Origin of the sequence: Streptomyces sp. NBC_00523 (genome assembly GCF_036346615.1) — a bacterium.
Classification (GTDB): domain Bacteria; phylum Actinomycetota; class Actinomycetes; order Streptomycetales; family Streptomycetaceae; genus Streptomyces.
Map to the genome: position 1 here is coordinate 4959600 of NZ_CP107836.1, position 24333 is coordinate 4983932.

The window sequence follows — 24333 nt, forward strand, 5'->3', positions numbered from 1 at the left end:
CGGGGAGCGGGGGCAGCCGGGCAGGAGCGGGCCCGGCCGGGCGGCACTCCGTGCGGCGTCCACCGGCCCATCCACGAGGCCCGGACGTCTGGGCATCCGGTTCGGTCGAGCCGGATGCGCCGTCGGCAGGTCCTCGGACTCCACGGGTGCGCGAAAGCACACCGATCACACCGTTGCGGGACAGTTCCGGATTCGCACCGGATTCCCCTGCGGCGACAGCGAGCACGAGCATACATGTGGGGGCCGCCCTGTCGGGCAGCCCCCACATGTTGTGTCGCGAGGCGTAAAGGTGTGCGGTCAGTGACCGCCCGGGGCTCCCGCCGTGGCCGGCGGCAGCTTCTCCTGGACGCCCGCGTCGCCCACGTCCGCGGTGTAGTCACCCGGAGAGGTCTCGTCGGTCCCGGCGGGGGCCTTGACCGCGTTCAGGACGAAGGTGAGGACGATGACGACCACGACGTTCAGCACGAACGCGGTGAGGCCGATGTAGCCGATCTCACCGAGGCCCGGGATCTCCTTGGAGGACCCGCCGAAGTGCTTCTGCGTCGGGCTCGCGACCCCGTACGCGGCAGCCGTACCGTAGATCATGCCGACCGCCCAGCCGGCCAGCAGCGCCCAGCGGTGGAACCACCGGGTGAACAGGCCGCCGACCAGGGCCGGCATCGTCTGGAGGATCCAGATTCCGCCGAGCAGCTGGAAGTTGATCGCGACGGTCTTGTCCATGGTGAGGACGAAGGCGAGCGCGCCGACCTTGACCAGCAGCGACACCAGCTTGGAGACCTTGGTCTCCTGCTCGGGCGTCGCGTCCGGCTTCAGGAAGTCCTTGTAGATGTTGCGCGTGAACAGGTTCGCCGCGGCGATCGACATGATCGCGGCCGGCACCAGGGCGCCGATGCCGATCGCGGCGAACGCCACCCCCGCGAACCAGTCGGGGAACATGTTTTCGAACAGCTGCGGGATGGCCAGCTGGCCGTTGTCCACCTTGACGCCGGCGGCGATCGCCATGAAGCCGAGCAGCGCGAGCAGGCCCAGCATCAGCGAGTACAGCGGCAGGATCGTGGTGTTGCGGCGGATCACCTCACGGCTGCGGCTGGAGAGCGTCGCCGTGATCGAGTGCGGATACATGAACAGCGCCAGGGCGGACCCGAGCGCCAGGGTCGCGTATCCCCACTGACCGGCCGCGGCGGGTGCGAGGCCGCCCGCGCCCGCCTTGGTGAACTTGTCCTGGGCGGAGGCGAAGATGTCGTCGAAGCCGCCGAGCTTGATCGGGATGTAGATGATCGCGACGGCGATGACCAGGTAGATCAGCCCGTCCTTGACGAACGCGATCAGCGCGGGCGCCCGCAGCCCCGAGGAGTAGGTGTACGCGGCGAGCACCGCGAACGCGATCAGCAGCGGCAGGTCCTTGACGAACCAGTTGGTGTTCTCGCCGCCGCCGACGCCCATCACGTCCAGCACCGCCTGGATGCCGACGAGCTGGAGCGCGATGTACGGCATGGTGGCGAGGATGCCGGTGACCGCGACGGCCAGCGAAAGACCCTTCGAGCCGAACCGGCCGCGGACGAAGTCCGAGGTGGTGACGTACCCGTGCTTGTGCGAGACCGACCACAGGCGGGGCAGGAAGGTGAAGATCAGCGGGTACACCAGGATGGTGTAGGGCACCGCGAAGAAGCCGGCCGCGCCCGCCGCGTAGATCGCCGCGGGTACGGCGACGAAGGTGTACGCGGTGTAGAGGTCGCCGCCGAGCAGGAACCAGGTGACCCAGGTGCCGAACGACCGTCCGCCCAGGCCCCATTCGTCGAGCGTGGCCTCGTTCTCGGCCTTGCGCCAGCGGGCGGCCAGGAAGCCCATGACCGTGACGGCCAGGAAGAAGAAGATGAAGACGCCGAGCGCGACGCCGTTCACGCCGTCCTTCATGCCGACGCACCCCCCTTGCGGGCGCGCTGGTCACGCTGCCACAGCTTGTACGCGATCATGGTGAGCGCGGTGGAGATCAGCACCCAGAGCATCTGGTACCAGTAGAAGAACGGGATGCCGATGAAGGCCGGGTCGACCTTCGCGTACGAACTCACCCAGAGCATCGCCACGAACGGCGCGATGAGACACAGGGCGATGACCACCCGCAACGGTGTGACCGTCGGTGGCTTTCCTTCTGGTTCTTCCGCCATGGCGGCGACTCCGTCCCCTCGCTGATCACCTGTAATGCGCAGGAAATCTAGGCGAGTCATCCGGCCACCGTCACCCCCCGTCCGCATTGCGGTCCGGCAACGGTCGTCAGGGGACGGGCGGATGGCCCCAATGGCCGCAAACGTCCGGGGGTTGGTCCAGTCCAAGCCGGGTGGCGGGAACGCCGAACGGCCCCCGGAGGCGGTTCCGGGGGCCGTTCGCGGAGCACATGCGTACGACGGGTCAGTCCAGCGGACGCTTCAGGCGGGCCACGAACTTGTAGCGGTCGCCGCGGTAGACCGAGCGCACCCACTCGACCGGTTCGCCCTGCTCGTCCAGCGAGTGGCGGGAGAGCATCAGCATCGGCAGGCCCACGTCGGTGCCGAGCAGCCCGGCCTCGCGCGGGGTGGCCAGGGAGGTCTCGATGGTCTCCTCGGCCTCCGCCAGCCGGACGTCGTACACCTCGGAGAGTGCGGTGTAGAGCGAGGTGTACTTGACCAGTGAACGGCGCAGCGCGGGAAAGCGCTTGGCCGAGAGGTGCGTGGTCTCGATGGCCATCGGCTCACCGCTCGCCAGGCGCAGGCGCTCGATGCGCAGGACCCGGCCGCCGGCGCTGATGTCGAGCAGTCCGGCGAGGGTGTCGTCGGCGGTGACGTAGCCGATGTCCAGGAGCTGCGAGGTCGGTTCGAGGCCCTGGGCGCGCATGTCCTCGGTGTACGAGGTGAGTTGGAGGGCCTGGGAGACCTTCGGCTTGGCGACGAAGGTGCCCTTGCCCTGGATGCGTTCCAGCCGGCCCTCGACGACCAGCTCCTGGAGCGCCTGGCGCACGGTGGTGCGCGAGGTGTCGAACTCGGCCGCCAGGGTCCGTTCCGGGGGGACGGGGGTGCCCGGCGGCATGGTGTCCGTCATGTCGAGGAGATGTCGCTTCAGCCGGTAGTACTTGGGTACGCGCGCGGTGCGCGTCCCGGCGCCCGCGCCCGTCTCGTTCTCCGAACTGCCCCCGTCGGCGCCCATGGCCCGCCTTCCCGACTGCTGCGTTGCTGCCGTCACCGGCTCCTCCGTCTGTCGCGGCTCACATGGTGGCACGGTCCGGTCACGGCTCGTCGCCCTCCCTCAGGTGTCGGTCCTATAACGGACGCGAGTGCACTTCTTATACACCCTTGACACCCCTAAAGGTCTAGGCCAAGCTCCCGGTACTGGTCTAAACCATTAAAGACCAGGTCCCAGCCCCAGAGGTACTCGTCGACGTTCTCGCGCGGTGGGGAGGGGGTTGCAGCATCCCTGAGGAGGGTGGCGTGAAGCGCAAGCTCATCGCGGCGATCGGCGTCGCGGGCATGTTGGTTTCCATCGCGGCGTGTGGTTCGGACGACAAGACGTCCTCGAAGGACCCGAAGGACCGCAAGGAAGACCTGACTGTCTGGCTCATGGGCGAGGCCCAGTCGACCTGGCCCGAACTGGTGAAGGACGTCAACGCCCAGTTCAAGAAGAAGTACCCGAACGTCAACGTCAAGATCCAGTACCAGGGCTGGGCTGACAAGGTCAAGAAGCTCGACACCTCCCTCGGTGGCGACAAGTTCCCGGACGTTGTCGAACTCGGCAACACCGAGACCATGCAGTACATCCTCAACGGCGCGCTCGGCGAGATCGACACCTCGAAGTACGAGAACTCGGACACCTGGATCAAGGGTCTGAAGGACACCTGCTCCTACGAGGGCAAGATCTACTGCGTTCCTTACTACGCCTCAGCCCGCCTCGCGGTCTACAACAAGGACATGCTGAAGGCCGGTACCGGCAGCGACGTCCTCCCGCAGAACGAGGACGACTTCCTCAAGGCGATGGACAAGGTCCAGGCCGAGCTCGCGAAGAAGGACAAGCGCGCCTCGTCCCTGTACTACCCGGGCCGTTACTGGTACGCCGCCATGTCCTACGTCGCGGCCGAGGGCGGCCAGATCGCGAAGTACGACGAGGGCTCGAAGGAGTGGAAGGCCACCCTCTCCACCCCCGAGGCGCAGAAGGGCATCCAGCACTTCGTCGACCTGGTCAAGAAGTACAACAAGGCCGACCAGACGAAGGACGAGCAGGACCACGCCAACGTCATGGCCAACGAGAAGGCCGCGGTCATCTACGGCCAGGCCTGGGAGGCCGGCAGCGTCACCACCGGTGACAACGGCAACCCGAAGCTCGACGGCAAGATCGCCACGGCCGGTATGCCCGGCCCGAACGGCAAGGCGCTCCCGTCCTTCATCGGCGGCTCCGACCTCGCCACCATCTCCAAGTCCAAGGTCCAGGACCTGGGCGAGGAGTGGATCTCCCTCTTCACCAACGCGAAGTCCATGGACGTCCTCGCGTCGAAGAACATCCTCCCGAACAACGAGAAGCAGCTTGAGCCGCTGAAGGCCAAGCCCGAGACGGCCGCCATCGCCAACGCGGTGCCGGACGCCTGGTTCACGCCGATCGCTCCGGGCTGGGCCTCCATCGAGAAGGAGGAGATTCTGGAGAACATGCTCCTGAAGATCCTCAAGGGCACGTCCGTCGCCGACGCCACCAAGAAGGCCGACAGCGAGATCGACGCACTGATCAACAAGAAGGCCTGAGCCTTCTGATCGCCAGGCGGGGGCCCGGCACTGCGCCGGGTCCCCGCCCCCTTTTGCTCAAGCACGCCGTGTTATCCGGGGCCCGCCTCGGACCCGCGATGGAAGGTCAGCCACGTGACTGCCGCCGATACCAAGGCCGCCGGGCCACCGGTCCCCGTACCACGTGATCCCAAGGCGGACGGGAGCCCGCTGTCCGATGAGGGCGGCAACGCACCCCTGAAGCAGAAGAGGAAGCGGAAGAAGGGCGAACTGCTGCCCTACCTCCTGATCCTCCCGGCGATCGTGGCGATCGCCGCCGTCTACCTCTACCCGCTCGCCAAGACCGTCATCATGTCCTTCCAGGACATGGGCCGGCGCGAGCTGTGGACCGGTGATCCCGCACCCTGGGTCGGCTTCGACCAGTTCACCAACATCCTCGGTGACTCCGAGTTCTGGTGGGTGACCTTCCGCACCGTCGTCTTCATGGCCGTCTGCGTGTCGCTGACCATGGGCATCGGTCTCCTGATCTCCCTGCTGATGCGCCGGCTGTCCAACTGGGTGCGGCTCATCCTGACCTTCTGCCTCATCGCCGCCTGGGCGATGCCGCTGATGGTCGCCGCCTCCATCTTCCGGTTCATGGCCGACTCCGACTACGGCCTCATCAACACCCTCATCGCGAAGGTCGTCGGCGACGACTGGCTCGGCCACAACTGGTACCTCGACCCGGTCCAGGGCTTCGCGATCATCACGCTGCTGGTCGTCTGGGGCGCCATCCCCTTCGTCGTCGTGACCCTGTACGCCGCCCTCACCCAGGTCCCGCAGGAACTGGAGGAGGCCGCGTCCCTCGACGGCGCCAGCAGCTTCGGGGTGTACCGCTACGTGACCTGGCCGGTCATCAAGCCGGTCTTCTCCATGGTCGCCACGCTGTCGGTGATCTGGGACTTCAACGTCTTCGGCCAGATCTGGCTGCTGCGCGGCAGCAAGCCCGAGCCCGAGTACGAGACCCTCGGCCTCTACTCCTACTCGAAGGCCTTCGAGTCCACCTCCTTCAGCCAGGGCACCGCGATCGCCCTGATCACGGTGATCCTGCTGTCCGCGGTGGCCGTGTACTACCTGCGCCAGCTCATGAAGACGGGAGAGGTCGAATGAGCACCACGACCGACACACCACAGGTCCTGCGCCCGGACCGCAAGAAGACCCGCGTCGGCCTGAACATCCTCGGCCTCTGCATCTCGCTGGTCATGGTCTTCCCGGTCTACTGGCTGGTCGTCAGCGCCCTGCGGCCCAGCCGCGAGATCCGCTCGTACGACCAGACCCTGTGGCCCTCCTCGATCACCTTCGACAACTTCGTCAAGGCGGTCGACCAGCCGAACTTCGGCACCGCGGTCCAGTCCAGCCTGATCGTCACGATCACCGCCGTCGTCGGCGGCATGATCATCGCCACCCTGGCGGCCCTCGCCATCGGCCGGTTCCGCTTCTTCGGCCGCAAGCCGCTGGTCCTGATCATGATCCTGGTCCAGATGCTGCCGCCCACGGCGATGCTCATCCCGATCTACGCCCAGCTCAACGCCATGGGCGGCATCGATGAGTACTGGAGCCTCATCGTCGTCTACCTGGTCTCCACGCTGCCGTTCGCGACGATCATGATCCGCGGCTTCGTGGTGAACATCCCGGTGGAGCTGGAGGAGTCCGCCATGGTGGACGGGTGCACCCGCTTCGGCGCCTTCCGCCGCGTGATCCTGCCGCTGCTCGCGCCCGGCCTGGCCGCCGCGTCGATCTTCGCGCTGGTGAACGCGTGGAACGAGTACCTCTTCGCCTACATCCTGATCAACGACAACTCCAAGTACACGCTCAACGTGTGGCTGATGACGTTCACCAGCGAGCGCGGTACGGACTACGGCGCCCTGATGGCGGCGTCCACCATGATCGCTCTTCCGGTCGTCATCTTCTTCATGTTCGTGCAGAAGAAGATGGCCGCGGGGCTCACCTCCGGCGCCGTGAAGGGATAACGCCGCCCCATGACCACCCTCACCTCCACCACGGACACCGTCACTCGTGACGCGCTCGCCGTGCTGCAGCCCGGTTTCACCGGCACCACGGCACCCGAGTGGCTGCTGCGCCGGGTCGGCGAAGGGCTCTCCTCCGTCGGCCTGTTCGGTCGCAACATCGAGACGCCCGAACAGCTCGCCGCGCTCACCGCCCAGCTCAGGGCCGAGCGGGACGACGTGCTCGTCGCCATCGACGAGGAGGGCGGCGACGTCACCCGCCTCGAGGTACGCCACGGCTCGTCCTTCCCCGGCAACCTGGCGCTCGGCGCGGTGGACGACACCGAGCTGACCCGGGCCGTCGCCCACGAACTGGGCCGCCGGCTCGCCGCGTGCGGGGTCAACCTCAACTGGGCCCCGTCCGCGGACGTCAACTCCAACCCGGGCAACCCCGTCATCGGCGTCCGCTCCTTCGGCGCCGACCCGCACCTGGTCGCCCGGCACACCGCCGCGTACGTCGAGGGCCTCCAGGCCGCCGGGGTCGCCGCCTGCACCAAGCACTTCCCCGGGCACGGCGACACCGCGGTCGACTCGCACCACGCACTGCCCCGCATCGACGTCGACCTGGAAACTCTGCACGCCCGGGAGCTCGTCCCGTTCCGGGCGGCTATCGCGGCCGGTTCCAAGTCGGTGATGAGCGCGCACATCCTGCTGCCCGCGCTCGACCCGCACCGCCCGGCCACCCTCAGCCCCCAGATCCTCACCGGTCTGCTGCGCGAGGAGCTGGGGTACCAGGGGCTCATCGTGACCGACGCCGTGGAGATGCAGGCCATCGCCTCGACGTACGGGATCGAACGCGGCTCCGTCCTCGCCGTCGCGGCCGGTGCCGACGCGCTCTGCGTCGGCGGCGGGCTCGACGACGACAGCACCGTCCTGCGGCTGCGCGACGCGCTGGTCGCGGCGGTGCGTTCCGGTGAACTTCCCGAGGAGCGGCTCGCCGATGCCGCTGCCCGGGTCCGCGCCCTCGCGTCCTGGACGCGGGAGGCACGGGGGGCTGTACGGGAGCCGGGCGCGGCAGCACAGGAGGGGACCGCGCCCGGCACCGCACAGACCACCGGCATCGCCTCGGACATCGGTCTGGTGGCCGCCCGCCGCGCGGTGACGGTGACCGGCGAGGCCGCACCGCTCACCGGTCCGGCGTACGTGGCCGCCTTCACCCCGGTCGCGAACATCGCGGTCGGCGACGAGACCCCCTGGGGCCTCGCGGCCGAGCTGACCCGGCTCGTCCCGGGCACCGGGACCGACACCTACGACGGCGAGTCCGAGGCCCCGGCCGAGGCCGCGCTGCGGGCGGCGGGGGAGCGGCGCATCGTCGCCGTGGTCCGCGACGCGCACCGCCACGCGTGGATGACCAAGGCCCTGGACGCGCTGCTGGCGGCGCGCCCGGACACCGTCGTGGTCGAGATGGGCGTCCCCCAGGCCGAGCCCCGGGGAGCGCTGCACATCGCGACGCACGGCGCCGCCCGCGTCTGCGGCCAGGCGGCGGCGGAGATCATCGCCGGGAGCTGACCCCGCGCATACGAGAGGGCCGGGACACCGTGTGGTGTCCCGGCCCTCTCGCGTACGGAACTACAGCCCCTGCCAGGCCGGCTTCGCCGCGTACGTCGCCCGGAAGTAGTCCGCCAGCTTCAGCTTCGACGCCGCCGCCTCGTCCACGACCACCGTCGCGTGCGGGTGCAGCTGGAGCGCCGACGCGGGCACGATCGAGGCGACCGGTCCCTCGACCGTCGCCGCCACCGCGTCCGCCTTGCCCTCGCCCGTCGCGAGCAGGATCGGGTGGCGGGCCTCCAGGATCGTGCCGATGCCCTGGGTGATGACGTGGTGCGGCACCTGGTCGATGTCGTTGTCGAAGAAGCGCGCGTTGTCGACCCGGGTCTGCTCGGTGAGCGTCTTGATCCGGGTGCGGGAGGCGAGCGAGGAGCACGGCTCGTTGAAGCCGATGTGCCCGTCGGTGCCGATGCCCAGCAGCTGGAGGTCGACGCCGCCGGCCTCGGCCAGCGCCCTGTCGTACGCCTCGCAGGCCGCCTGGACGTCCTCGGCGGATCCGTCGGGGCCCATGAACGCGGCCTCGGAGAGCCCGAGCGGCTCGACCACCTCGCGCAGCACCACGGAGCGGTACGACTCCGGGTGGCCCGCCGGCAGTCCGACGTACTCGTCCAGCTGGCAGACGCGGGCGCGCGAGGCGTCCACGGCACCGGAGCGGACCAGGTCCGCGAGGGCCTGGTAGATGGGCAGCGGGGTAGAGCCGGTGGCAACGCCGAGAAGGGCGTCGGGCTTGCGGCCGAGCAGGGTGCCGATGGCCCCCGCGATCAGTTCGCCGCCTGCCTTGGCGTCCGGGACGATGACAACTTCCACGCGGGGCCTGCCGATCCGATCGAGAGTGACGATATGTGGTATAGACCAATCAAGGTCCCAATCTAGCAGACTCGCCCCGCCCCCAGGGGCCCGTACCGGTACGCGGACGCCCTGCCGGCCGCCGCCCGCTGGCGGCCCCCGCGCACCCCGTGTTCGACTTGGGCGAGCCAGCGCAACCCCCGGGAGGTACCAGACATGTCCGCCACGTACCCGGCCGGTGAGGGCGAGTGGCCCGGCCGCATCATGTCCGGCGAGATGGCCGAGCAGCCCGCGATGCTCCGCCGCATCCTGGAGCGCGGCGCGCCCGCCATCCGCGAGACCGCCGGGCTGATCGCGGCCAGGAACCCGCGCTTCGTCCTGCTCACCGCCCGCGGCACCTCCGACAACGCCGCGCTCTACGCGAAGTACCTGCTGGAGATCACGCTGGGGCTGCCCTGCGGACTGGCCTCGATGTCGACCACCACGGCGTACGGCGCGAAGCCGGACCTCCGCGACGTCCTGGTCATCACCGTCAGCCAGTCCGGCGGCTCGCCCGACCTGGTGGCGTCCACCAAGGCGGCCCGGGAGGCCGGCGCGGTGACCCTGGCGGTGACCAACAACCCGGACTCGCCGCTCGCGGCCGTCTCCGAGTACCACATCGACATCCTGGCCGGGCCCGAGAAGGCGCTGCCGGCCACCAAGACGTACACCGCGTCCCTGCTCTCGCTGTACCTGTTCGTGGAGGGGCTGCGCGGCGGCGACGGGGCGGCGGCCACCGTCCTGCCGGACCTCGCACAGGAGGTGCTGGCCCGCAAGGACGAGGTGAGGTCCCTGGCGTCGCGCTACCGGTTCGCCGAGCGCATGGTCATCACCTCGCGGGGGTACGGCTACCCGACGGCCAAGGAAGCCGCCCTGAAGCTCATGGAGACGAGCTACATCCCGGCCCTCTCGTACTCCGGCGCGGACCTGCTGCACGGTCCCCTCGCGATGGTCGACAACATCTCGCCGGTCATCGCCGTGGTGACCGACGGCCGGGGCGGCGAGGCCCTTCAGCCCGTCCTGGACCGGCTGCGCGGCCGGGGCGCCGACCTCTTCGTCGTCGGGCCCGCGGCCCAGGTGGCGGCGGCGTCCGCGGGGTTCGTGCTGCCGACGGCCGGCGTTGCGGAGGAGGTCCAGCCGGTCCTGGAGATCCTGCCGCTCCAGATGCTGGCGTACGAGGTGACGATCGCGCGGGGCCAGGACCCGGACGCGCCGCGCGCGCTCGCGAAGGTCACCGAGACCCGCTGAATTCCGGGAGGCCCCGGAAGAACCCGCGGGCCGCGGCGCCGGGCCGGGACCCTCAGCCCGACCAGCACCGCAGCCCGGAGTAGGGCCGCCCTCGCGGGCGGCCGGCTCGGCCGGCGGTGTGCGGTGCCCCCGGCCGGGGGAGAGGCACCTGCGCAGTCAGGGCAGAGAGCGCGGGTACCTCGTTCCGCTCTCCTGTGCGGGGAGAGCGGAGGTCTTACATCAAACATTGTGGACTAGACCACTGGGCCGTGTCCATCCATGCGCGGCGCCAATGTCGGCCCCGGTTCACTGCACGTACGGGCGGCGCTTCCGGTTCGGACGGGCACGCATCCACGGGTACGCTCGCACACGTGCCCTCCATGAACGACCTCGTACGCCAGCACACCGCTCTGAGCGACACCGACCTCGAGTGGCTCCACCTGCTGGTCTCGGAGTGGCAGTTGCTCTCCGACCTCTCCTTCGCCGACCTCGTCCTGTGGGTCCCCACCCGCGACGGCACGCGGTACGTCTCCGTCGCGCAGATGCGGCCCAACACCGGCCCGACCTCCTACCAGGACGACATGGTCGGCCACCTGGTCCCGCGCGGCCGCCGCCCGCTGCTGGACGCCGCCCTGGACGAGGGCCGGATCGTGCGCGAGGGCGACCCGGAGTGGCGCGAGGAGGTGCCCGTACGGGTCGAGTCGATCCCCGTACGCCGGGAGGGCCGGGTGCTCGGCGTGATCGCGCGCAACACCAACCTCCTCACCGTGCGTACCCCCTCCCGGCTGGAGCTGACCTACCTCCAGTCCGCCTCGGACCTCGCGCAGATGATCGCCGCCGGGTCCTTTCCCTTCCCGGGCCAGCAGGTGGACATGGACGCGTCCCCGCGCGTCGGCGACGGCCTGGTCCGGCTGGACGCCGACGGGGTCGTGCAGTACGCCAGCCCCAACGGCCTCTCCGCCTACCACCGCCTCGGCCTCGCCTCCGACCTGGTCGGCCAGCACCTCGGCCAGATCACCGCCGAACTCGCCCCGTCCCGGGGCCCGGTGGACGAGGCCCTGGTCAAACTGGCCAGCGGTTACGCGCCCCGTGAGTTCGAGGTGGAGTGCGCGGGCGGGGTGATCCAGCTGCGCGCCATCCCGCTCAAGCCCAAGGGCGTCCGCATCGGCTCCCTGGTCCTCCTGCGCGATGTGACGGAACTGCGCCGCCGCGAGCGCGAGTTGATCACCAAGGACGCCACCATCCGGGAGATCCACCACCGGGTGAAGAACAACCTCCAGACGGTCGCCGCCCTGTTGCGCCTCCAGGCCCGCCGGATGGACTCCCCGCAGGGCCGCGAGGCCCTCAACGAGGCGGTGCGGCGCGTCGGTTCGATCGCCATCGTCCACGAGACGCTGTCCCAGAATCTGGACGAGCGGGTGGAGTTCGACGACATCGCCGACCGGGTGATCGCCATGGTCGCGGAGATCTCGCCGGGCAAGGTGACCTGCCGCCGCACGGGACGCTTCGGGATACTCGACGCCGAGGTCGCGACGCCGCTCTCGATGGTCCTCACCGAGGTCCTGCAGAACGCCCTGGAACACGCCTTCTCCGTCGCGGAGTCGGGCACCGTCGAGGTGTCGGCGGTCCGGGGAGGCTCGCCCACCGAGGGGCGGCTGCTCATCACCGTCCAGGACGACGGCTGCGGTCTGCCCGAGGGCTTCGACCCGCAGAAGGCCGGCAACCTCGGCCTCCAGATCGTCCGCACGCTGGTCGAGGGCGAGCTCGGCGGCACGTTCGGCATGGTGCCGGCGCCGGAGCGCGGGACGCAGGTCGTCCTCGACATCCCGGTCCGCAGCGAGAAGTAGCGGGCCCCGAACACACCGAAGAGCCCGGACCGTTGGTGAACGGTCCGGGCTCTCTGGTCAAGCATGCGCTTCGGGGGTACTGCGCGCTGCGACTCGGGGGGCGGGGTGGTGCGTACGCGCTGTACGCGCCGCCTGCGCTGAGGTTCGTAGCGGTGGCGTCGGTCAGGCGCTGGCGTTGCGCGCCCGGTTGCGAGCGGCGCGGCGCTTCATTGCGCGGCGCTCGTCCTCGCTGAGGCCACCCCAGACGCCGGAGTCCTGGCCGGACTCGAGCGCCCACTGCAGGCACTGCTCCATGACGGGGCAGCGACGGCAGACGGCCTTGGCTTCCTCGATCTGCAGCAGCGCAGGACCGGTGTTGCCGATGGGGAAGAACAGCTCCGGGTCTTCCTCACGACAAACGGCGTTGTGACGCCAGTCCATGGCTGCTACCTCTCCTTGGTGTTACGTACTGTGGCTTGTGAATGTGAACGCTTTCACGAATCCCCCCGCAGGTGTAGGCCCGACGCCCAGATGAACTGGTTGTGGTCCTGTGCAGTGAGGAGGGGTTCTGGCTCTCAGTGGAGGCCGTTGTTGCGGGCCGTCCCGATCGCCATGTAGAGATTCGCAAACCTCGGCGGCGGATACAACCCCTTCAGGAAAGTTTTTTTTGATTCCTCGGTGTCGGCTAGGTCACAGCCGTACTTCTAGAGGGTGGAGGCCAGTCCAAACGTTCGAGTTAAAGGACTTTGGTCCCTTCCACTCACACAATCACACGCAGTGCACGGCGTACGCCTGTGAACGTCACACTCGTACGCACCCCGAGGTGGTCACCGTCCATCTGGAAGGGCAGTGGAACCTTTGAATGCAAGGTGAAGTCCGTGAGGTCGTGCCGTGAAACCGCGTGCTTCCCCCGCGGACCCTTCTCCGGGCTCGACATGAGCAGCTGGGTGGCATAGCGGCCGACCGCCGCCGTGGAGAGTTTCCGCAGGCCCAGCACGTCGAGCGCGGTGTCGAAGGACGCCTTCGGGGCCGCGTACACCGGCCGGTTCCCCAGGTACGTCCACGGGTTCGTGTTGCAGATTATGGAAAGCGCGAGATCGGTGACCGGCTCCTCGCCGGGCACGTCGAGCGTTATCACGCCCTGCCTGCGGTGCGGCTCCTCCAGGAATTGCCGCAGCACCTGGCGCACGTACAGGGCATGGGTCGAACGTTTGCCGCGCTCCCGCTGCTGTTCGACCCGCCCGACCACCCCGGCGTCGAATCCGAGGCCGGCGCAGAAGGTGAACCAGCGCTCCGGAACGGATTCGTCCTCCGTGCCCGGCGTCCCCGCCGCGAGGCCGAGGCCGACCGTGCGTTCGGTCCGGTTCGCCAGCGCGTCCAGAATGGCGCCGGTCGCCTCCACCGCGTCGTTGGGGAGCCCGAGGGCCCGCGCGAAGACATTGGTGGAGCCGCCGGGCACCACGGCCAGCTTCGGCAGGTGGTCCAGATCGGGGCCCCGGTGCAGCAGGCCGTTGACGACCTCGTTGACCGTGCCGTCACCGCCGAGCGCCACCACGAGGTCGATGTCGTCGCTGTCGGCGGCCCGCCGTCCCAGGTCACGGGCGTGCCCGCGGTACTCCGTGGAGACGGCCTCCAGCTTCATCTCACTCGCCAGCGCGTGGATCAGCACGTCACGGGTCCGCGCACTGGTGGTGGTGGCGGCTGGATTGACCACAAGAAGTGCGCGCATGACTGCCAGCCTACCTACCGCGAGGTACACCCCCGAAGTCCTGGCCGCAGGACCTCACGCTCCGTGACGGTGCGGATGTGCGGCGGTGGCGCGCACCACCCCGGCTTTCCTTCGCCGGGTCCGGGATGCCAACCTGCAAGGGTGAGTACTCAGCAGAACGCGCCCTCGCCCCTGGCGGAGCCGGCGAAACCGGCCAGGATCACGCTGGTGGCCGCACTCAGCGGCCTGGAGGGCGCGGCCCTCGTCATCGGCGGGATCTACATGCTGGTGATGGGCCTGTTGGGCAAGCCCGACAGCCCCGAGCAGGCCGAGATGGGCGGTCTCACCGTCATCGCGCTCGGCCTGATCCCGCTCTTCGCCGCCCGCGGCCTGCTGCTGCGCCGCAGCTGGAGCCGGGGCCCGGCGCTCATCACGCAGATCATCGCGCTGCCGGTGGCCTGGACGCTGCTGCGCTCCCACGGCGTGCTGATCCCGGCCGGCATCGTCCTCGCCGCGGTCGCCCTGACCGCGCTCTACCAGCTGGTGAGGCCCGCCACCATCGACGCCCTGGGCATCCGCAGGCCGGGCAGCACGCCCGAAGCGGACACCGAGGACGCCTGAGGGCTCCCGGACACACGAGGAGGCCGCCGGGACGACCCGGCGGCCTCTTCCGCGTAAAAGCACCCGCTACTCCTCCACGAGCAGCCGCTCGCGGAGCTGCGCGAGCGTGCGGGCCAGCAGACGCGAGACGTGCATCTGCGAGATGCCGACCTCCTGCGCGATCTGCGACTGGGTCATGTTGCCGAAGAACCGCAGCAGCAGGATCCGCTTCTCGCGCGGCGGCAGGTCCTCCAGTAGCGGCTTCAGCGATTCCCGGTACTCGACGCCCTCCAGCGCCTCGTCCTCGGAGCCCAGCGTGTCCGCCACGGCCGGCGACTCGTCGTCGGTGTCCGGCACGTCCAGCGAGAGCGTGCTGTACGCGTTGGCCGACTCCAGGCCCTCCAGGACCTCCTCCTCGGAGATCCCCAGCCGCTCCGCCAGCTCGTGCACCGTCGGCGAGCGGCCGTGCAGCTGGGAGAGCTCCGCCGTCGCCGAGGTCAGCGACAGCCGCAGCTCCTGGAGGCGGCGCGGCACCCGCACCGCCCAGCCCTTGTCGCGGAAGTGGCGCTTGATCTCCCCGACGACCGTCGGCGTCGCGTACGTCGAGAACTCGACGCCCCGCTCCGGGTCGAACCGGTCGACGGACTTGATCAGCCCGATCGTGGCGACCTGGGTCAGGTCGTCCAGCGGCTCCCCGCGGTTGCGGAAGCGGCGGGCCAGGTGCTCCACCAGCGGCAGGTGCATCCGCACCAGCCGGTTGCGCAGCTCCGCCCGCTCCGGCGAACCGTCGGCGAGCTTGCCCAGCTCGATGAACAACGCCCGCGCCTCGCTGCGGTCGTTTGGATCGTGGTGCCCGTGCTCGCTCATCTGGCCTGCCCGCTCCGCCTGCGACTGCTCCACCGCGACCGTAATGCCGGCGGGCCCGTCCGTCCCGTCCACCGCACGGGGCAGCTCCGCCCCGTCCACCGGATGAGGCAGGGCCTGCTGCTCCGGGATGCCTGCCGCACGCACCACCCCTGGTCGGATCGTCTCGTCCCGCACAGGACCGTCCCCGTTCCCGTTGCTCACGCCGGCCCGGGTCCCGCGCCGCGCTGTTTGTACAGGCTGATGCTGACCGTACGGTCGTCGGCGACCGAGGAGTCGACCTTTCCGGCCAGTGCGGAGAGCACCGTCCAGGCGAAGGTGTCGCGCTCCGGGGCGCGGCCGTCCGTGGTGGGGGCCGCGACCGTCACCTCGAGTGAATCGTCGATGAGACGGAACACGCAGCTGAGGACGGAACCGGGCACGGCCTGCTGGAGCAGGATCGCGCACGCCTCGTCCACCGCGATGCGAAGGTCCTCGATCTCGTCGAGAGTGAAGTCCAAGCGTGCTGCGAGACCGGCCGTGGCCGTGCGCAGCACCGACAGGTAGGCACCCGCAGCGGGCAGCCGGACCTCTACGAAGTCCTGATTCCCGGGCTCGCCTGCGATCTGGGACACCCTCACCTCCAAGGTGGCACAAACTCATTCGAGGTTCCGGGAGAACGCCCGGAGCCATGCGGTACGTCTTCGGTTCTCGGTCCGGCGACGCTATCGCGATCCATGATGCCGTGTCGCCGGAACCCCTTCCTGCGACTGTCACTCATGGTAGATCCATGAGTACGCACAGTGCCTAGGGGTCTGCGTCGCTCAATTACGAACAACGCGCGCCGGTTTGACGTACCCGGACGTCAGACGATCGAACCGTCGACAAAGCACCAACGCCAGTTCTCGCCCGGTTCGAAGCTCCGCATGACCGGATGTCCGGTCTGCTCGAAGTGCCCCGTCGCGTGCCGCCCCGGCGAGGAATCGCAGCAGCCGACATGGCCGCAGCTCAGGCACAGCCGCAGCTGCACGGGGTGGGTGCCGGCCGCCAGGCACTCGGGACAGGTTTCACCGAGGGGCGCGGGCTCGGGGCGCGGCAGGTCCGGTACATGCGGGCAACCACTCATGATGGCCAGGTTACGACGGATGCGAGGATCATGAGATGGACGCATTGCCCCTGGTGGCGCTGGTCGCGGGCAGTGCCGCGACAGCGGGCCTCGCACGCCGCACCCCGGTGCCGGCCCCGCTTCTCCTGGTCGCCGCCGGCCTGATCGCCTCGTATGTGCCGGGGGTGCCGTCGTACACCCTGGACGCGCACATCGTGCTCCCCCTGCTGCTGCCGCCGCTGCTCTACACGGCCGCCGTGGACAGCTCCTACCTGGACCTGCGGGCCAACCTGCGGCCGGTGGCCCTGCTGTCGGTGGGATACGTCCTGTTCGCGACGGTCGCGGTGGGGTGGCTGGCCTATCTGCTGGTGCCCGATCTGCCGCTGACCGCCGCGCTGGTGCTCGGCGCCGTGATCGCCCCGCCGGACGCCGTCACGGCCGCGGCGATCGCCCGCCGGGTGGGGCTGCCCGCGCGTGTCACGACGATCCTCCAGGGTGAGTCCCTGGTGAACGACGCCACCGCGATCACCGCGTACAAGGTGGCGCTCGCCGCCGCGGTGGGGGAGGGGATCAGCTGGGGCGGCGGGGCGCGGGAATTCCTGCTCGCCTCGGTCGGGGGCGTCGGCGTCGGCCTGCTGCTGATGGTCCCGCTGCACTGGCTGCGCACCCACCTGAAGGAGCCGCTGCTCCAGAACACCCTGTCGCTCCTCATCCCGTTCGTGGCGTACGCGGCGGCCGAGCGCGTGCACGCCTCTGGGGTGCTCGCCGTGGTCGTCGTCGCGCTGTACCTGGGCCACCGGTCCTGGCAGGTCGACTTCGCCACCCGGCTCCAGGAGGCCGCCGTCTGGAAGATGGTCGCCTTCGTCCTGGAGTCGGCCGTGTTCGCGCTGATCGGCCTCCAGTTGCCGTTCGTGCTCAAGGGGCTCGGCACGTACTCGGTGGCGGACGCCTTCGGGTACGCGGTGCTGGTCTTCCTGGCCGTGGTGGTGGTCCGGTTCGTCTGGGTCTACCCGGCGACCTATCTGCCCCGGTGGCTGTCGCGGCGGATCAGGGAGCGGGAGAGCGGTACGGACTGGACCTCGCCGCTCATCGTCGGCTGGGCCGGGATGCGCGGGGTCGTCTCGCTCGCCATCGCCTTCTCCGTCCCGCTCGTCACTGCCGACGGCGACGCCTTCCCGGCCCGCAACCTGGTGCTTTTCCTGACGTTCACCACCGTCATCGGCACCTTGGTGGTCCAGGGGCTCACGCTGCCGCTCCTGGTGCGCGTGCTGAAGCTCCCGGGCCGGGACCGGCAGGCCGACACGCTGGCCGAGGCGCAGGCCCAGAACGAGGCGTCCACGGCCGCCGAGGCCCGCCTGGACGAGCTGCTCACCGACGAGCGCAACCGGCTGCCCGAGCCCCTGGCGGACCGCCTCCGGACCGTCCTGGAGCGCCGCCGCAACGCGGTCTGGGAACGCCTCGGCGCGGCCAACCCGGTCACCGGGGAGTCGGCGGACGAGACCTACCGGCGGCTGGCCGGCGAGATGATCGAGACCGAGCGGGAGGTCTTCGTACGGCTGCGGGACGCGCGCAGGATCGATGACGAGATGATGCGGACCCTGCTGCGCCGCCTGGACCTGGAGGAGGCGGCGGCCTACCGCGAGGAGGGCTGAGTCTCCTCGTTCGGGCGGCCGGTGATCACCGCCGCGAGCGTGGTCCCGGCGGGGAAGGCGCCCTCATCGGTCAGCACGGTGAGCGCGTGCAGCATTTTGGCCACATACAGTCGCTCCACGGGCAGCCCGTGCCGGTCCTCGAAATCCTTTGCGAAGGCGTGCAGGGCCGGTGTCGTACGGGCGTAGCCGCCGAAGTGGAACCGCTCGTCCAGCCACCAGTCGCCCGCCGGACCGCCGAACGCCTCCCGCTGGAGCTCCCGCACCGCCTCGCCCAGGAAGCCGCCGCGCAGGACCGGGACGCCGAGCGCGCGCTGCCCCGGCGCGAGTCCGGCGGCGAGCCCGGCCAGGGTGCCGCCGGTCCCGCAGGCCACCGCCGCCACGTCGGCCACGCCCCGCAGTTCGCGCCCGAGCGCGGCGCAGCCCCGGGCCGCGAGGGCGTTGCTGCCGCCCTCCGGGACGACCTCGCAGTCCCCGTACGCCTCCAGCAGCCCGGCCAGGACCGCCGGGTCGGCCTTGGCGCGGTACGTCGCCCGGTCCACGAAGTGCAGCCGCATGCCGTCGGCGGCGCACCGGGCGAGCGACGGGTTGAGCGGGCGGTGGGCCAGCTCGTCACCGCGTACGACCCCGATGGTGCGGAATCCGAGGAGCCGCCCGGCGGCGGCGGTCGCCCGCAGATGGTTGGAGTACGCACCGCCGAAGGTGAGCACGGGGCGCCCGGCGGCGGTCGCCAGATTGGGCGCGAGTTTCCGCCATTTGTTGCCCGGCAGATCCGGGTGGATGAGGTCGTCGCGCTTGAGCAGCAGCGTCACCCCGTGCCGGGCGAAGCGCTCGTCCTCGGCCCGCTGCACGGGCGAGGGCAGCAGCGGGCGCAGCCGGGATGCGGGAGACGGGGCGCACATGCCCCCATTGTGACCGGCGGTCGCCGCCCGTCGGTCACTTGAGGCGGTCGTGGATGCGGTCGCGCAGGTCGCCCATCGAGAAGCCCTTCGGGTCCACCTTGCCGGGCTGCCACTCGCGGTGGCCGATCACCGACCGGGCAGTCCAGCCGTGGTGCCGGCAGATGGCCGCCGAGACCTTCTCGATCGCTTCGAGCTGGGCGTCGGGCCAGGGGTCCTTGCCGTCGCCGAGGTTCTCGCACTCGAAGCCGTAGAAGTGCCGGTTTCCGTCGGTGTTGGCCTCGTTGTCGTGGGGGAGGCGCTTCTTCTCCGCGACGACCGCGCGCAGGACGTCGTCGTCGCCCATCCCCGCGTGGTTGGTCCTGCCGTAGCCGACGAGATGGACCCGGCCGTCCTTGGCGATGACGCCGTGGCAGAGCGGGCCCGGCAGGTCGGGGTGGCCGTCGCGGCACATCTTCACCGTGGCGTCGGTCCCCTTGGTGACGGAGTGGTGGATCATCACCCCGTTCACCGGGCCCCAGGGGCCCTTGTGGTTCCGGTTGTGGCTGCGCCAGTCGCCGACCTCGACGACGGTGAGCCCTTCCTTCTTGAGGGCGGCGAGAAAAGCGCTCGCGGACATGGGTGAGGACATCACCGGCTCCTTTTGTGCGGGTTGGAGCGGTTCTACCCGGCCGAACAGGGCCCCGACCGGTCGCGGAGCGACGGCGGGGCCCTGTTCGGATCCTGTGCGAGCCGATCCGGACACACGGTGGCTCAGGAGGCGAGCCACAGGTCGGGGCCGAACACCTCGTAGTGGATGTCGGAGGCCGGGACGCCCTTGGCGAGCAGTTGGGTGCGGACCGCGCGCATGAAGGGCAGCGGACCGCAGAGGTAGGCGTGGGTGCCGGGGGCGACGGCGAGGCCGCTCAGGTCCACGAGCCCGGTCCGGTCGGCGGGGTGGCCGTCCTCCGGGTTCTCGTACCAGAAGTGGGCGGCGGCGTCGTGCAGCTTGGCCGTGAGCGCGGTGTGGTCGGTGCGCAGCGCGTGGTCGGCGGGGGAGCGGTCGCCGTGCACGACGGTGACCGGGGCGCGGTGCTCCGATTCCGCGAGGTGCTCCAGCATCGACAGGATCGGGGTGCAGCCGATGCCCGCGGACGCGAGCAGCAGCGGGGCCTCGTCGGACTTCAGTACGAGGTCGCCGTACGGGGCCGAGACCCGGAGCCGGTCACCGGCGCGGACCCGGGCGTGCAGGTGGCGGGAGACCTCGCCGTCCGGGGCGTCGTTGCCGTGCACCCGCTTGACCGTGATCGAGCGGAGCGCCGAGCCCGGAGCGCTGGACAGGCTGTACTGGCGGATCTGGCGGGCGCCGTCCGGGAGTTCGACCTGGACGGAGACGTACTGGCCGGGGCGGAATGCGGGGGCCGGGGAGCCGTCGGCGGGGCGGATGCGGAAGCGGGCGACGTCGTCCGTCTCCTCGGTGCGCGAGACGACCTCCCACGCGCGCCAGACGTCGCCGGCGACGACGCCCTGCTCCGCGTACAGCCGCTCCTCGATCGCGATCAGGGCGTTGGCCATCAGCCAGTAGACCTCGTCCCAGGCGGCGGCGACCTCGGGGGTCACCGCGTCGCCCAGGACCTCGGCTATCGCGGCGAAGAGGTGGATGTGGACGACCTCGTACTGGCCCGGGGTGACCCCGAGCGAGGCGTGCTTGTGCGCGATCCGGCTCAGCATCACGTCGGGGCGGGTGTCGGGCTGCTCGACCAGCTGGGTCGCGAAGGCGGCGATGGAGCCGGCGAGCGCCTGGCGCTGGGCGCCGGATGCCTGGTTGCCCCGGTTGAACAGGTCGCGCAGGAGCTCCGGGTGGGCGGCGAAGAGCTTGCGGTAGAAGAGGTCGGCGATGTCCCCGATGGCCGCGCCGACGGCGGGCAGGGTGGCGCGGACGGTGGCGGTGGACGACTCGGAGAGCATCGGTGACTCCTCGGATTTTGAATTGGCATCTTGGATGCGTATTTAACGGCAGTGTAGACACCTGGCCGGCGGCCCGGTGCGGCGGGGGTCAGTCCCCGGGGGGCGGCCCGACGCTGAGGCCGATCAGCAGGGGGCCGGTGGGTGCGGCGGTCAACTCGGCGACGGTGAGCGGGTCCAGGGAGGCGTAGAAGGCTTCCTGTGCCTCGCGCAGCGCGCCGCGCAGCCGGCAGGCCGCCCGGAGCGGGCACGGGGTGGCGCCCTCGCAGTCGACCACGTCGCCGGGTTCCTCCAGCTCGCGGACGAGGGCGCCGACCGACGCGTTCCTGCCCGCCTCGGTGAGGGTGAGCCCGCCGCCCCGGCCCCGTCGCGCCTCGACCAGGCCGAGGTGCTGGAGGCGGGCCACGACCTTCGCGGCGTGCGAGTACGGCACCTGCATGACCGCCGCCACCTCGCGGGTGGTCGGCGGGTCCTCGTGCTTCACGACGGCGAGGCGCATCAGGACGCGCAGCGCGACGTCGGTGAACTTGGTCAGCCGCATGGTGGCCAGATTAGGTAAGTGGCATTCCGGATCCAAATTTAAGCCGGCGCGAAGCATGGCGCGGGTGCCCGGTGGGCATCGCGCAGCGTTGTGCCCCGCCCAAAGCCCGATTAGTCACACTCTTTTGTGTAATGGCGTGCCCCGTCCTCGTGCTGGAAGTGTTCTTCCCGCAGGTCAGCCGATAGATCGAGAGGACGACAGATGTCCGTTGGTGAAGAGGTTCAGAACGTGCAGGTGCCGCCGCAGCAGAGTCTCGGCACGGCGGCCGCGCGGAACCTCGCGACGACCACCAAGTCCGCTCCGCAGATGCAGGAGATCACCTCACGGTGGCTGCTGAAGATGCTGCCGTGGGTCCAGGTGCAGGGCGGCACGTACCGGGTGAACCGCCGGCTGAGCTACTCGGTCGGGGACGGCCGGGTCACGTTCGTGCAGACCGGGGACCGGGTCACGGTCATCCCCGCCGAGCTGGGTGAGCTCCCGGCGCTGAGGGACTTCGAGGACGAGGAGGCGCTCGCCGAGCTGGCCAGGAGGTGCGAGCAGCGCGAGATCCCCGCCGGGCAGCTCCTGGCCACGGCGGGCGAGGCGGCGGACCGCGTCTACCTGCTGGCGCACGGCAAGGTCGAGAAGGTCGGCACCGGTCCCTACGGGGACGAGACGGTGCTCGGGGTCCACGCGGACGGGGCCTATTTCGGGGACCACTCCCTCATCGAGGGCGACGCCGTCTGGGAGTACACGGCCCGTGCCGTCACCGCGTGCACGGTGCTGACGCTGCGGCGGGCCGACGTGCTCAACCTCGCCGAACGCTCCGATCCGCTGCGCAGCCATCTCGCCGGGCTGCTGTCCGTCCCGCAGCAGCGCACCAACAAGTACGGCGAGGCGGCGATCGACCTCTCCGCGGGCCACGTCGGTGAGGCCGTCGTCCCGCACACGTACGTGGACTACGACGCGGCGCCGCGCGAGTACGAACTGAGCGTCGCCCAGACCGTCCTGAAGGTCCACAGCAGGGTCGCGGACCTCTACAACCAGCCGATGAACCAGACCGAGCAGCAGTTGCGGCTCACAGTCGAGGCGCTGCGCGAGCGCCAGGAGCACGAGCTCATCAATAACCGCGAGTTCGGCCTGCTCAACAACTGCGACTACGGCCAGCGGCTCCAGCCGCACGACGGGGCGCCGAGCCCCGACGACATGGACGAACTGCTCTCGCGGCGGCGCGGCTCCAAGCTCTTCCTCGCCCACCCGCGCGCCATCGCCGCCTTCGGCCGCGAGTGCAACAAGCGCGGTCTCGTGCCGGAGAGCGTGGACGTCGGCGGGCACCACGTGCCGGCCTGGCGCGGGGTCCCGATCTTCCCCTGCAACAAGATCCCGGTCAGCGAGGCCCGCACCACGTCGATCATCTGCATGAGGACCGGCGAGTCCGAGCAGGGCGTCATCGGCCTCCAGCAGACGGGCATCCCGGACGAGATCGAGCCCAGCCTCTCGGTGCGCTTCATGGGCATCGACGAGCAGGCGATCATCTCCTACCTCGTGACGGCCTACTACTCCGCGGCGATCCTCGTCCCGGACGCCCTCGGTGTCCTGGAGAACGTCGAGGTCAGCCGCTGGCGGTGAGCCACGGGGCCCGGACCCCTCGCGGTCCGGGCCCCCGGCCGCCCGCTCCCAGCAACCACCCACGTCCCCGGCCCCGCCGCGCCAGCGGCCGGGCGGGGCGGCAACGACAGGGGTGACCGATTGACCATGACCCGAACAGACGCCGCGACCGAGGGCAACGAGGCCGCGGCGCTCCTTGAGTACACCCGGACCCTCGTGGACCCGCACCTGCGGGCGGCGGTCGCCTCCCTGCCCGGCTCGATCCGGCGGGTCGCGATGTACCACTTCGGCTGGCAGCACGCCGACGGCAGCCCGGCTGCGGGCGGCGCGGGCAAGGCGATCAGACCGGCGCTCGTCCTGGCGGCCACCCGCGCCCTGGGCGGCGACCCCGAACAGGCGGTCCGCGCCGCCGTCGCCGTCGAGCTCGTCCACAACTTCACCCTGCTCCACGACGACGTGATCGACGAGGACCAGACCCGCCGCCACCGGGCCACCGCCTGGACGGTGTTCGGCGTCCCGGACGCCGTCATCGCGGGCGACGCGATGCTGGCCCTCGCCCAGCGGCTGCTCGCCGAGGACGGCAGGGCGATGTCGCCCGGCGCCTCGGCCAGGCTCTCGACCTGCGTGATCGAGCTGTGCGCGGGCCAGCAGGCCGACTGCGCCTTCGAGGACCGCGACCCGGACCAGGTGTCGCTGGACGAGTGCCTGACCATGGCGACGGCGAAGACCGGCGCGCTGCTCGGCTGCGCCTGCGCCCTGGGCGCGCTCTACGCGGGCGCCGACGACCGGGCCGTCCGGGCCATGGACGGCTTCGGCCGGGAGGCGGGTCTCGCCTTCCAGCTGATCGACGACCTGATCGGCATCTGGGGTGACCCGGCCCAGACCGGGAAGCCGGTCGGCGCGGATCTCAGCGCCCACAAGAAGTCGCTGCCCGTGGTGGCCGCGCTCACCGCGGGCGGCCCGGCCGCGGCCGAGCTCGCCGAGCTGTACCGGGGCGCGATGAACACCCGCGCCGAGGTGAGCCGGGCCGCGGAGGCCGTGGACCGGGCGGGCGGCCGGGACTGGGCGCAGGGCTGCGCCGCGGACCGCATGGCGCGGGCCGTGCACCACCTGTCCAGGGCGGTCCCGGACCTCTCGGCGGCGGGCGATCTGCTGGCCCTGGCCGAGTTCGTCACCCGCCGGAAGCACTGACAAACCGCCCGCCGGAAGGAGGTGTTGAGGGGCGTCGCGGGCCAAGCGGAGGGCGGCAG

The 24333-nt window shown here is 70.4% G+C and carries 23 protein-coding genes and 1 riboswitch; of the genes, 10 read left to right on the forward strand and 13 right to left on the reverse strand.

Annotated elements, in window-relative coordinates:
• Nucleotides 1–107 precede the first annotated feature (107 nt).
• Nucleotides 108–232: riboswitch (cobalamin riboswitch) on the reverse strand.
• 65 nt (nucleotides 233–297) lie between these two features.
• The 3 genes from mctP to OHS17_RS22715 all read right to left on the reverse strand — a co-directional run bounded on the left by mctP (nucleotide 298) and on the right by OHS17_RS22715 (nucleotide 3177).
• Entirely contained in the window at nucleotides 298–1914 is a 1617-nt protein-coding gene (gene mctP, locus OHS17_RS22705) for a monocarboxylate uptake permease MctP (protein ID WP_018105571.1), read from the reverse strand.
• Nucleotides 1911–2165 (reverse strand): DUF3311 domain-containing protein, encoded by a 255-nt coding sequence (locus tag OHS17_RS22710; RefSeq protein ID WP_026171857.1) that lies wholly within the window; start codon nucleotides 2163–2165, stop codon nucleotides 1911–1913. The genes mctP and OHS17_RS22710 overlap by 4 nt, the downstream gene beginning before the upstream one ends.
• 241 nt (nucleotides 2166–2406) lie before the next feature.
• A complete protein-coding gene (locus OHS17_RS22715; protein ID WP_018105573.1) occupies nucleotides 2407–3177 on the reverse strand; it encodes a GntR family transcriptional regulator in 771 nt (256 codons plus the stop codon).
• 281 nt (nucleotides 3178–3458) lie between these two features.
• Between OHS17_RS22715 and OHS17_RS22720 the strand changes: the two genes are divergently transcribed.
• The 4 genes from OHS17_RS22720 (at nucleotide 3459) to OHS17_RS22735 (ending at nucleotide 8290) form a co-directional block, all read left to right on the forward strand.
• The gene (locus OHS17_RS22720; RefSeq protein ID WP_161207142.1) at nucleotides 3459–4757 is read left to right on the forward strand and encodes a sugar ABC transporter substrate-binding protein; all 1299 of its coding nucleotides are present in this window, start codon (nucleotides 3459–3461) and stop codon (nucleotides 4755–4757) included.
• A gap of 114 nt (nucleotides 4758–4871) precedes the next feature.
• Nucleotides 4872–5885 carry a carbohydrate ABC transporter permease gene (locus OHS17_RS22725; protein ID WP_330313636.1) on the forward strand — a complete coding sequence of 338 codons (1014 nt, stop codon included), beginning with the start codon at nucleotides 4872–4874 and terminating at the stop codon, nucleotides 5883–5885.
• Nucleotides 5882–6745, forward strand: coding sequence for a carbohydrate ABC transporter permease (locus OHS17_RS22730; protein ID WP_330313637.1), 864 nt, complete (start codon nucleotides 5882–5884; stop codon nucleotides 6743–6745). Before OHS17_RS22725 ends, OHS17_RS22730 begins: the two co-directional genes overlap by 4 nt.
• A gap of 9 nt (nucleotides 6746–6754) precedes the next feature.
• Nucleotides 6755–8290: a glycoside hydrolase family 3 protein gene (locus tag OHS17_RS22735; protein WP_330313638.1), complete on the forward strand. Its 1536-nt coding sequence runs from the start codon at nucleotides 6755–6757 to the stop codon at nucleotides 8288–8290.
• A gap of 60 nt (nucleotides 8291–8350) precedes the next feature.
• Here OHS17_RS22735 and nagB read toward each other — a convergent pair whose 3' ends face one another.
• Nucleotides 8351–9136, reverse strand: coding sequence for a glucosamine-6-phosphate deaminase (gene nagB, locus OHS17_RS22740; RefSeq protein ID WP_018105578.1), 786 nt, complete (start codon nucleotides 9134–9136; stop codon nucleotides 8351–8353).
• Between the two features lie 195 nt (nucleotides 9137–9331).
• Here nagB and OHS17_RS22745 point away from each other — a divergent pair, with 195 nt between their 5' ends.
• Nucleotides 9332–10402 carry an SIS domain-containing protein gene (locus OHS17_RS22745; RefSeq protein ID WP_330313639.1) on the forward strand — a complete coding sequence of 357 codons (1071 nt, stop codon included), beginning with the start codon at nucleotides 9332–9334 and terminating at the stop codon, nucleotides 10400–10402.
• Nucleotides 10403–10761: 359 nt separating this feature from the next.
• Nucleotides 10762–12228 carry a sensor histidine kinase gene (locus tag OHS17_RS22750; RefSeq protein WP_018105580.1) on the forward strand — a complete coding sequence of 489 codons (1467 nt, stop codon included), beginning with the start codon at nucleotides 10762–10764 and terminating at the stop codon, nucleotides 12226–12228.
• A 162-nt stretch (nucleotides 12229–12390) separates the two neighbouring features.
• Here OHS17_RS22750 and OHS17_RS22755 read toward each other — a convergent pair whose 3' ends face one another.
• Entirely contained in the window at nucleotides 12391–12648 is a 258-nt protein-coding gene (locus tag OHS17_RS22755; RefSeq protein ID WP_003953983.1) for a WhiB family transcriptional regulator, read from the reverse strand.
• A gap of 319 nt (nucleotides 12649–12967) precedes the next feature.
• Nucleotides 12968–13936 carry a diacylglycerol/lipid kinase family protein gene (locus OHS17_RS22760; RefSeq protein ID WP_330313640.1) on the reverse strand — a complete coding sequence of 323 codons (969 nt, stop codon included), beginning with the start codon at nucleotides 13934–13936 and terminating at the stop codon, nucleotides 12968–12970.
• 207 nt (nucleotides 13937–14143) lie between these two features.
• Here OHS17_RS22760 and OHS17_RS22765 point away from each other — a divergent pair, with 207 nt between their 5' ends.
• Complete coding sequence (locus OHS17_RS22765) at nucleotides 14144–14536, forward strand: hypothetical protein (protein WP_018105582.1); 393 nt, start codon at nucleotides 14144–14146, stop codon at nucleotides 14534–14536.
• Between the two features lie 66 nt (nucleotides 14537–14602).
• Here OHS17_RS22765 and OHS17_RS22770 read toward each other — a convergent pair whose 3' ends face one another.
• From OHS17_RS22770 to OHS17_RS22780, 3 genes are all read right to left on the reverse strand, one after another.
• Nucleotides 14603–15583, reverse strand: a complete 981-nt coding sequence (locus OHS17_RS22770) for an RNA polymerase sigma factor SigF (protein ID WP_376451606.1) — start codon at nucleotides 15581–15583, stop codon at nucleotides 14603–14605.
• On the reverse strand, nucleotides 15580–15993 hold the full coding sequence (locus OHS17_RS22775) for an anti-sigma regulatory factor (RefSeq protein WP_018105584.1): 414 nt from the start codon (nucleotides 15991–15993) through the stop codon (nucleotides 15580–15582). Before OHS17_RS22775 ends, OHS17_RS22770 begins: the two co-directional genes overlap by 4 nt.
• Nucleotides 15994–16223: 230 nt before the next feature.
• Nucleotides 16224–16484, reverse strand: coding sequence for a UBP-type zinc finger domain-containing protein (locus OHS17_RS22780; RefSeq protein ID WP_073862940.1), 261 nt, complete (start codon nucleotides 16482–16484; stop codon nucleotides 16224–16226).
• A gap of 35 nt (nucleotides 16485–16519) precedes the next feature.
• Between OHS17_RS22780 and OHS17_RS22785 the strand changes: the two genes are divergently transcribed.
• Nucleotides 16520–18115 carry a Na+/H+ antiporter gene (locus tag OHS17_RS22785; protein WP_073862941.1) on the forward strand — a complete coding sequence of 532 codons (1596 nt, stop codon included), beginning with the start codon at nucleotides 16520–16522 and terminating at the stop codon, nucleotides 18113–18115.
• On the opposite strand, the gene OHS17_RS22790 is transcribed toward OHS17_RS22785, so the two are convergent.
• From OHS17_RS22790 to OHS17_RS22805, 4 genes are all read right to left on the reverse strand, one after another.
• Nucleotides 18097–19014, reverse strand: a complete 918-nt coding sequence (locus OHS17_RS22790; RefSeq protein WP_330313641.1) for a 1-aminocyclopropane-1-carboxylate deaminase/D-cysteine desulfhydrase — start codon at nucleotides 19012–19014, stop codon at nucleotides 18097–18099. The genes OHS17_RS22785 and OHS17_RS22790 overlap by 19 nt on opposite strands.
• Before the next feature lie 34 nt (nucleotides 19015–19048).
• A complete protein-coding gene (locus tag OHS17_RS22795) occupies nucleotides 19049–19642 on the reverse strand; it encodes an N-acetylmuramoyl-L-alanine amidase (RefSeq protein ID WP_026171860.1) in 594 nt (197 codons plus the stop codon).
• Between the two features lie 122 nt (nucleotides 19643–19764).
• A complete protein-coding gene (locus OHS17_RS22800; protein ID WP_330313642.1) occupies nucleotides 19765–20958 on the reverse strand; it encodes a globin domain-containing protein in 1194 nt (397 codons plus the stop codon).
• Between the two features lie 88 nt (nucleotides 20959–21046).
• Complete coding sequence (locus tag OHS17_RS22805; RefSeq protein WP_330313643.1) at nucleotides 21047–21496, reverse strand: RrF2 family transcriptional regulator; 450 nt, start codon at nucleotides 21494–21496, stop codon at nucleotides 21047–21049.
• Nucleotides 21497–21697: 201 nt separating this feature from the next.
• Between OHS17_RS22805 and OHS17_RS22810 the strand changes: the two genes are divergently transcribed.
• Both OHS17_RS22810 and OHS17_RS22815 read left to right on the forward strand, forming a co-directional pair.
• Nucleotides 21698–23104, forward strand: coding sequence for a family 2B encapsulin nanocompartment shell protein (locus OHS17_RS22810; protein ID WP_018105590.1), 1407 nt, complete (start codon nucleotides 21698–21700; stop codon nucleotides 23102–23104).
• Nucleotides 23105–23230: 126 nt separating this feature from the next.
• Nucleotides 23231–24274 carry a family 2 encapsulin nanocompartment cargo protein polyprenyl transferase gene (locus tag OHS17_RS22815; protein WP_330313644.1) on the forward strand — a complete coding sequence of 348 codons (1044 nt, stop codon included), beginning with the start codon at nucleotides 23231–23233 and terminating at the stop codon, nucleotides 24272–24274.
• Nucleotides 24275–24333: the final 59 nt, after the last annotated feature.

Excerpts from the sequence above, each read along its gene's own strand:
- OHS17_RS22815 (WP_330313644.1), top strand. The coding sequence starts at position 23,231 with ATGACCCGAACAGACGCCGCGACCGAGGGCAACGAGGCCGCGGCGCTC.
- OHS17_RS22735 (WP_330313638.1), top strand. The coding sequence starts at position 6,755 with ATGACCACCCTCACCTCCACCACGGACACCGTCACTCGTGACGCGCTC.
- OHS17_RS22730 (WP_330313637.1), top strand. The coding sequence starts at position 5,882 with ATGAGCACCACGACCGACACACCACAGGTCCTGCGCCCGGACCGCAAG.
- OHS17_RS22710 (WP_026171857.1), bottom strand. The coding sequence starts at position 2,165 with ATGGCGGAAGAACCAGAAGGAAAGCCACCGACGGTCACACCGTTGCGG.
- OHS17_RS22790 (WP_330313641.1), bottom strand. The coding sequence starts at position 19,014 with ATGTGCGCCCCGTCTCCCGCATCCCGGCTGCGCCCGCTGCTGCCCTCG.
- OHS17_RS22810 (WP_018105590.1), top strand. The coding sequence starts at position 21,698 with ATGTCCGTTGGTGAAGAGGTTCAGAACGTGCAGGTGCCGCCGCAGCAG.
- OHS17_RS22755 (WP_003953983.1), bottom strand. The coding sequence starts at position 12,648 with ATGGACTGGCGTCACAACGCCGTTTGTCGTGAGGAAGACCCGGAGCTG.
- OHS17_RS22745 (WP_330313639.1), top strand. The coding sequence starts at position 9,332 with ATGTCCGCCACGTACCCGGCCGGTGAGGGCGAGTGGCCCGGCCGCATC.
- OHS17_RS22760 (WP_330313640.1), bottom strand. The coding sequence starts at position 13,936 with ATGCGCGCACTTCTTGTGGTCAATCCAGCCGCCACCACCACCAGTGCG.
- OHS17_RS22780 (WP_073862940.1), bottom strand. The coding sequence starts at position 16,484 with ATGAGTGGTTGCCCGCATGTACCGGACCTGCCGCGCCCCGAGCCCGCG.
- OHS17_RS22805 (WP_330313643.1), bottom strand. The coding sequence starts at position 21,496 with ATGCGGCTGACCAAGTTCACCGACGTCGCGCTGCGCGTCCTGATGCGC.
- OHS17_RS22715 (WP_018105573.1), bottom strand. The coding sequence starts at position 3,177 with ATGGGCGCCGACGGGGGCAGTTCGGAGAACGAGACGGGCGCGGGCGCC.
- OHS17_RS22785 (WP_073862941.1), top strand. The coding sequence starts at position 16,520 with ATGGACGCATTGCCCCTGGTGGCGCTGGTCGCGGGCAGTGCCGCGACA.
- OHS17_RS22750 (WP_018105580.1), top strand. The coding sequence starts at position 10,762 with ATGAACGACCTCGTACGCCAGCACACCGCTCTGAGCGACACCGACCTC.
- OHS17_RS22800 (WP_330313642.1), bottom strand. The coding sequence starts at position 20,958 with ATGCTCTCCGAGTCGTCCACCGCCACCGTCCGCGCCACCCTGCCCGCC.
- mctP (WP_018105571.1), bottom strand. The coding sequence starts at position 1,914 with ATGAAGGACGGCGTGAACGGCGTCGCGCTCGGCGTCTTCATCTTCTTC.
- OHS17_RS22795 (WP_026171860.1), bottom strand. The coding sequence starts at position 19,642 with ATGTCCTCACCCATGTCCGCGAGCGCTTTTCTCGCCGCCCTCAAGAAG.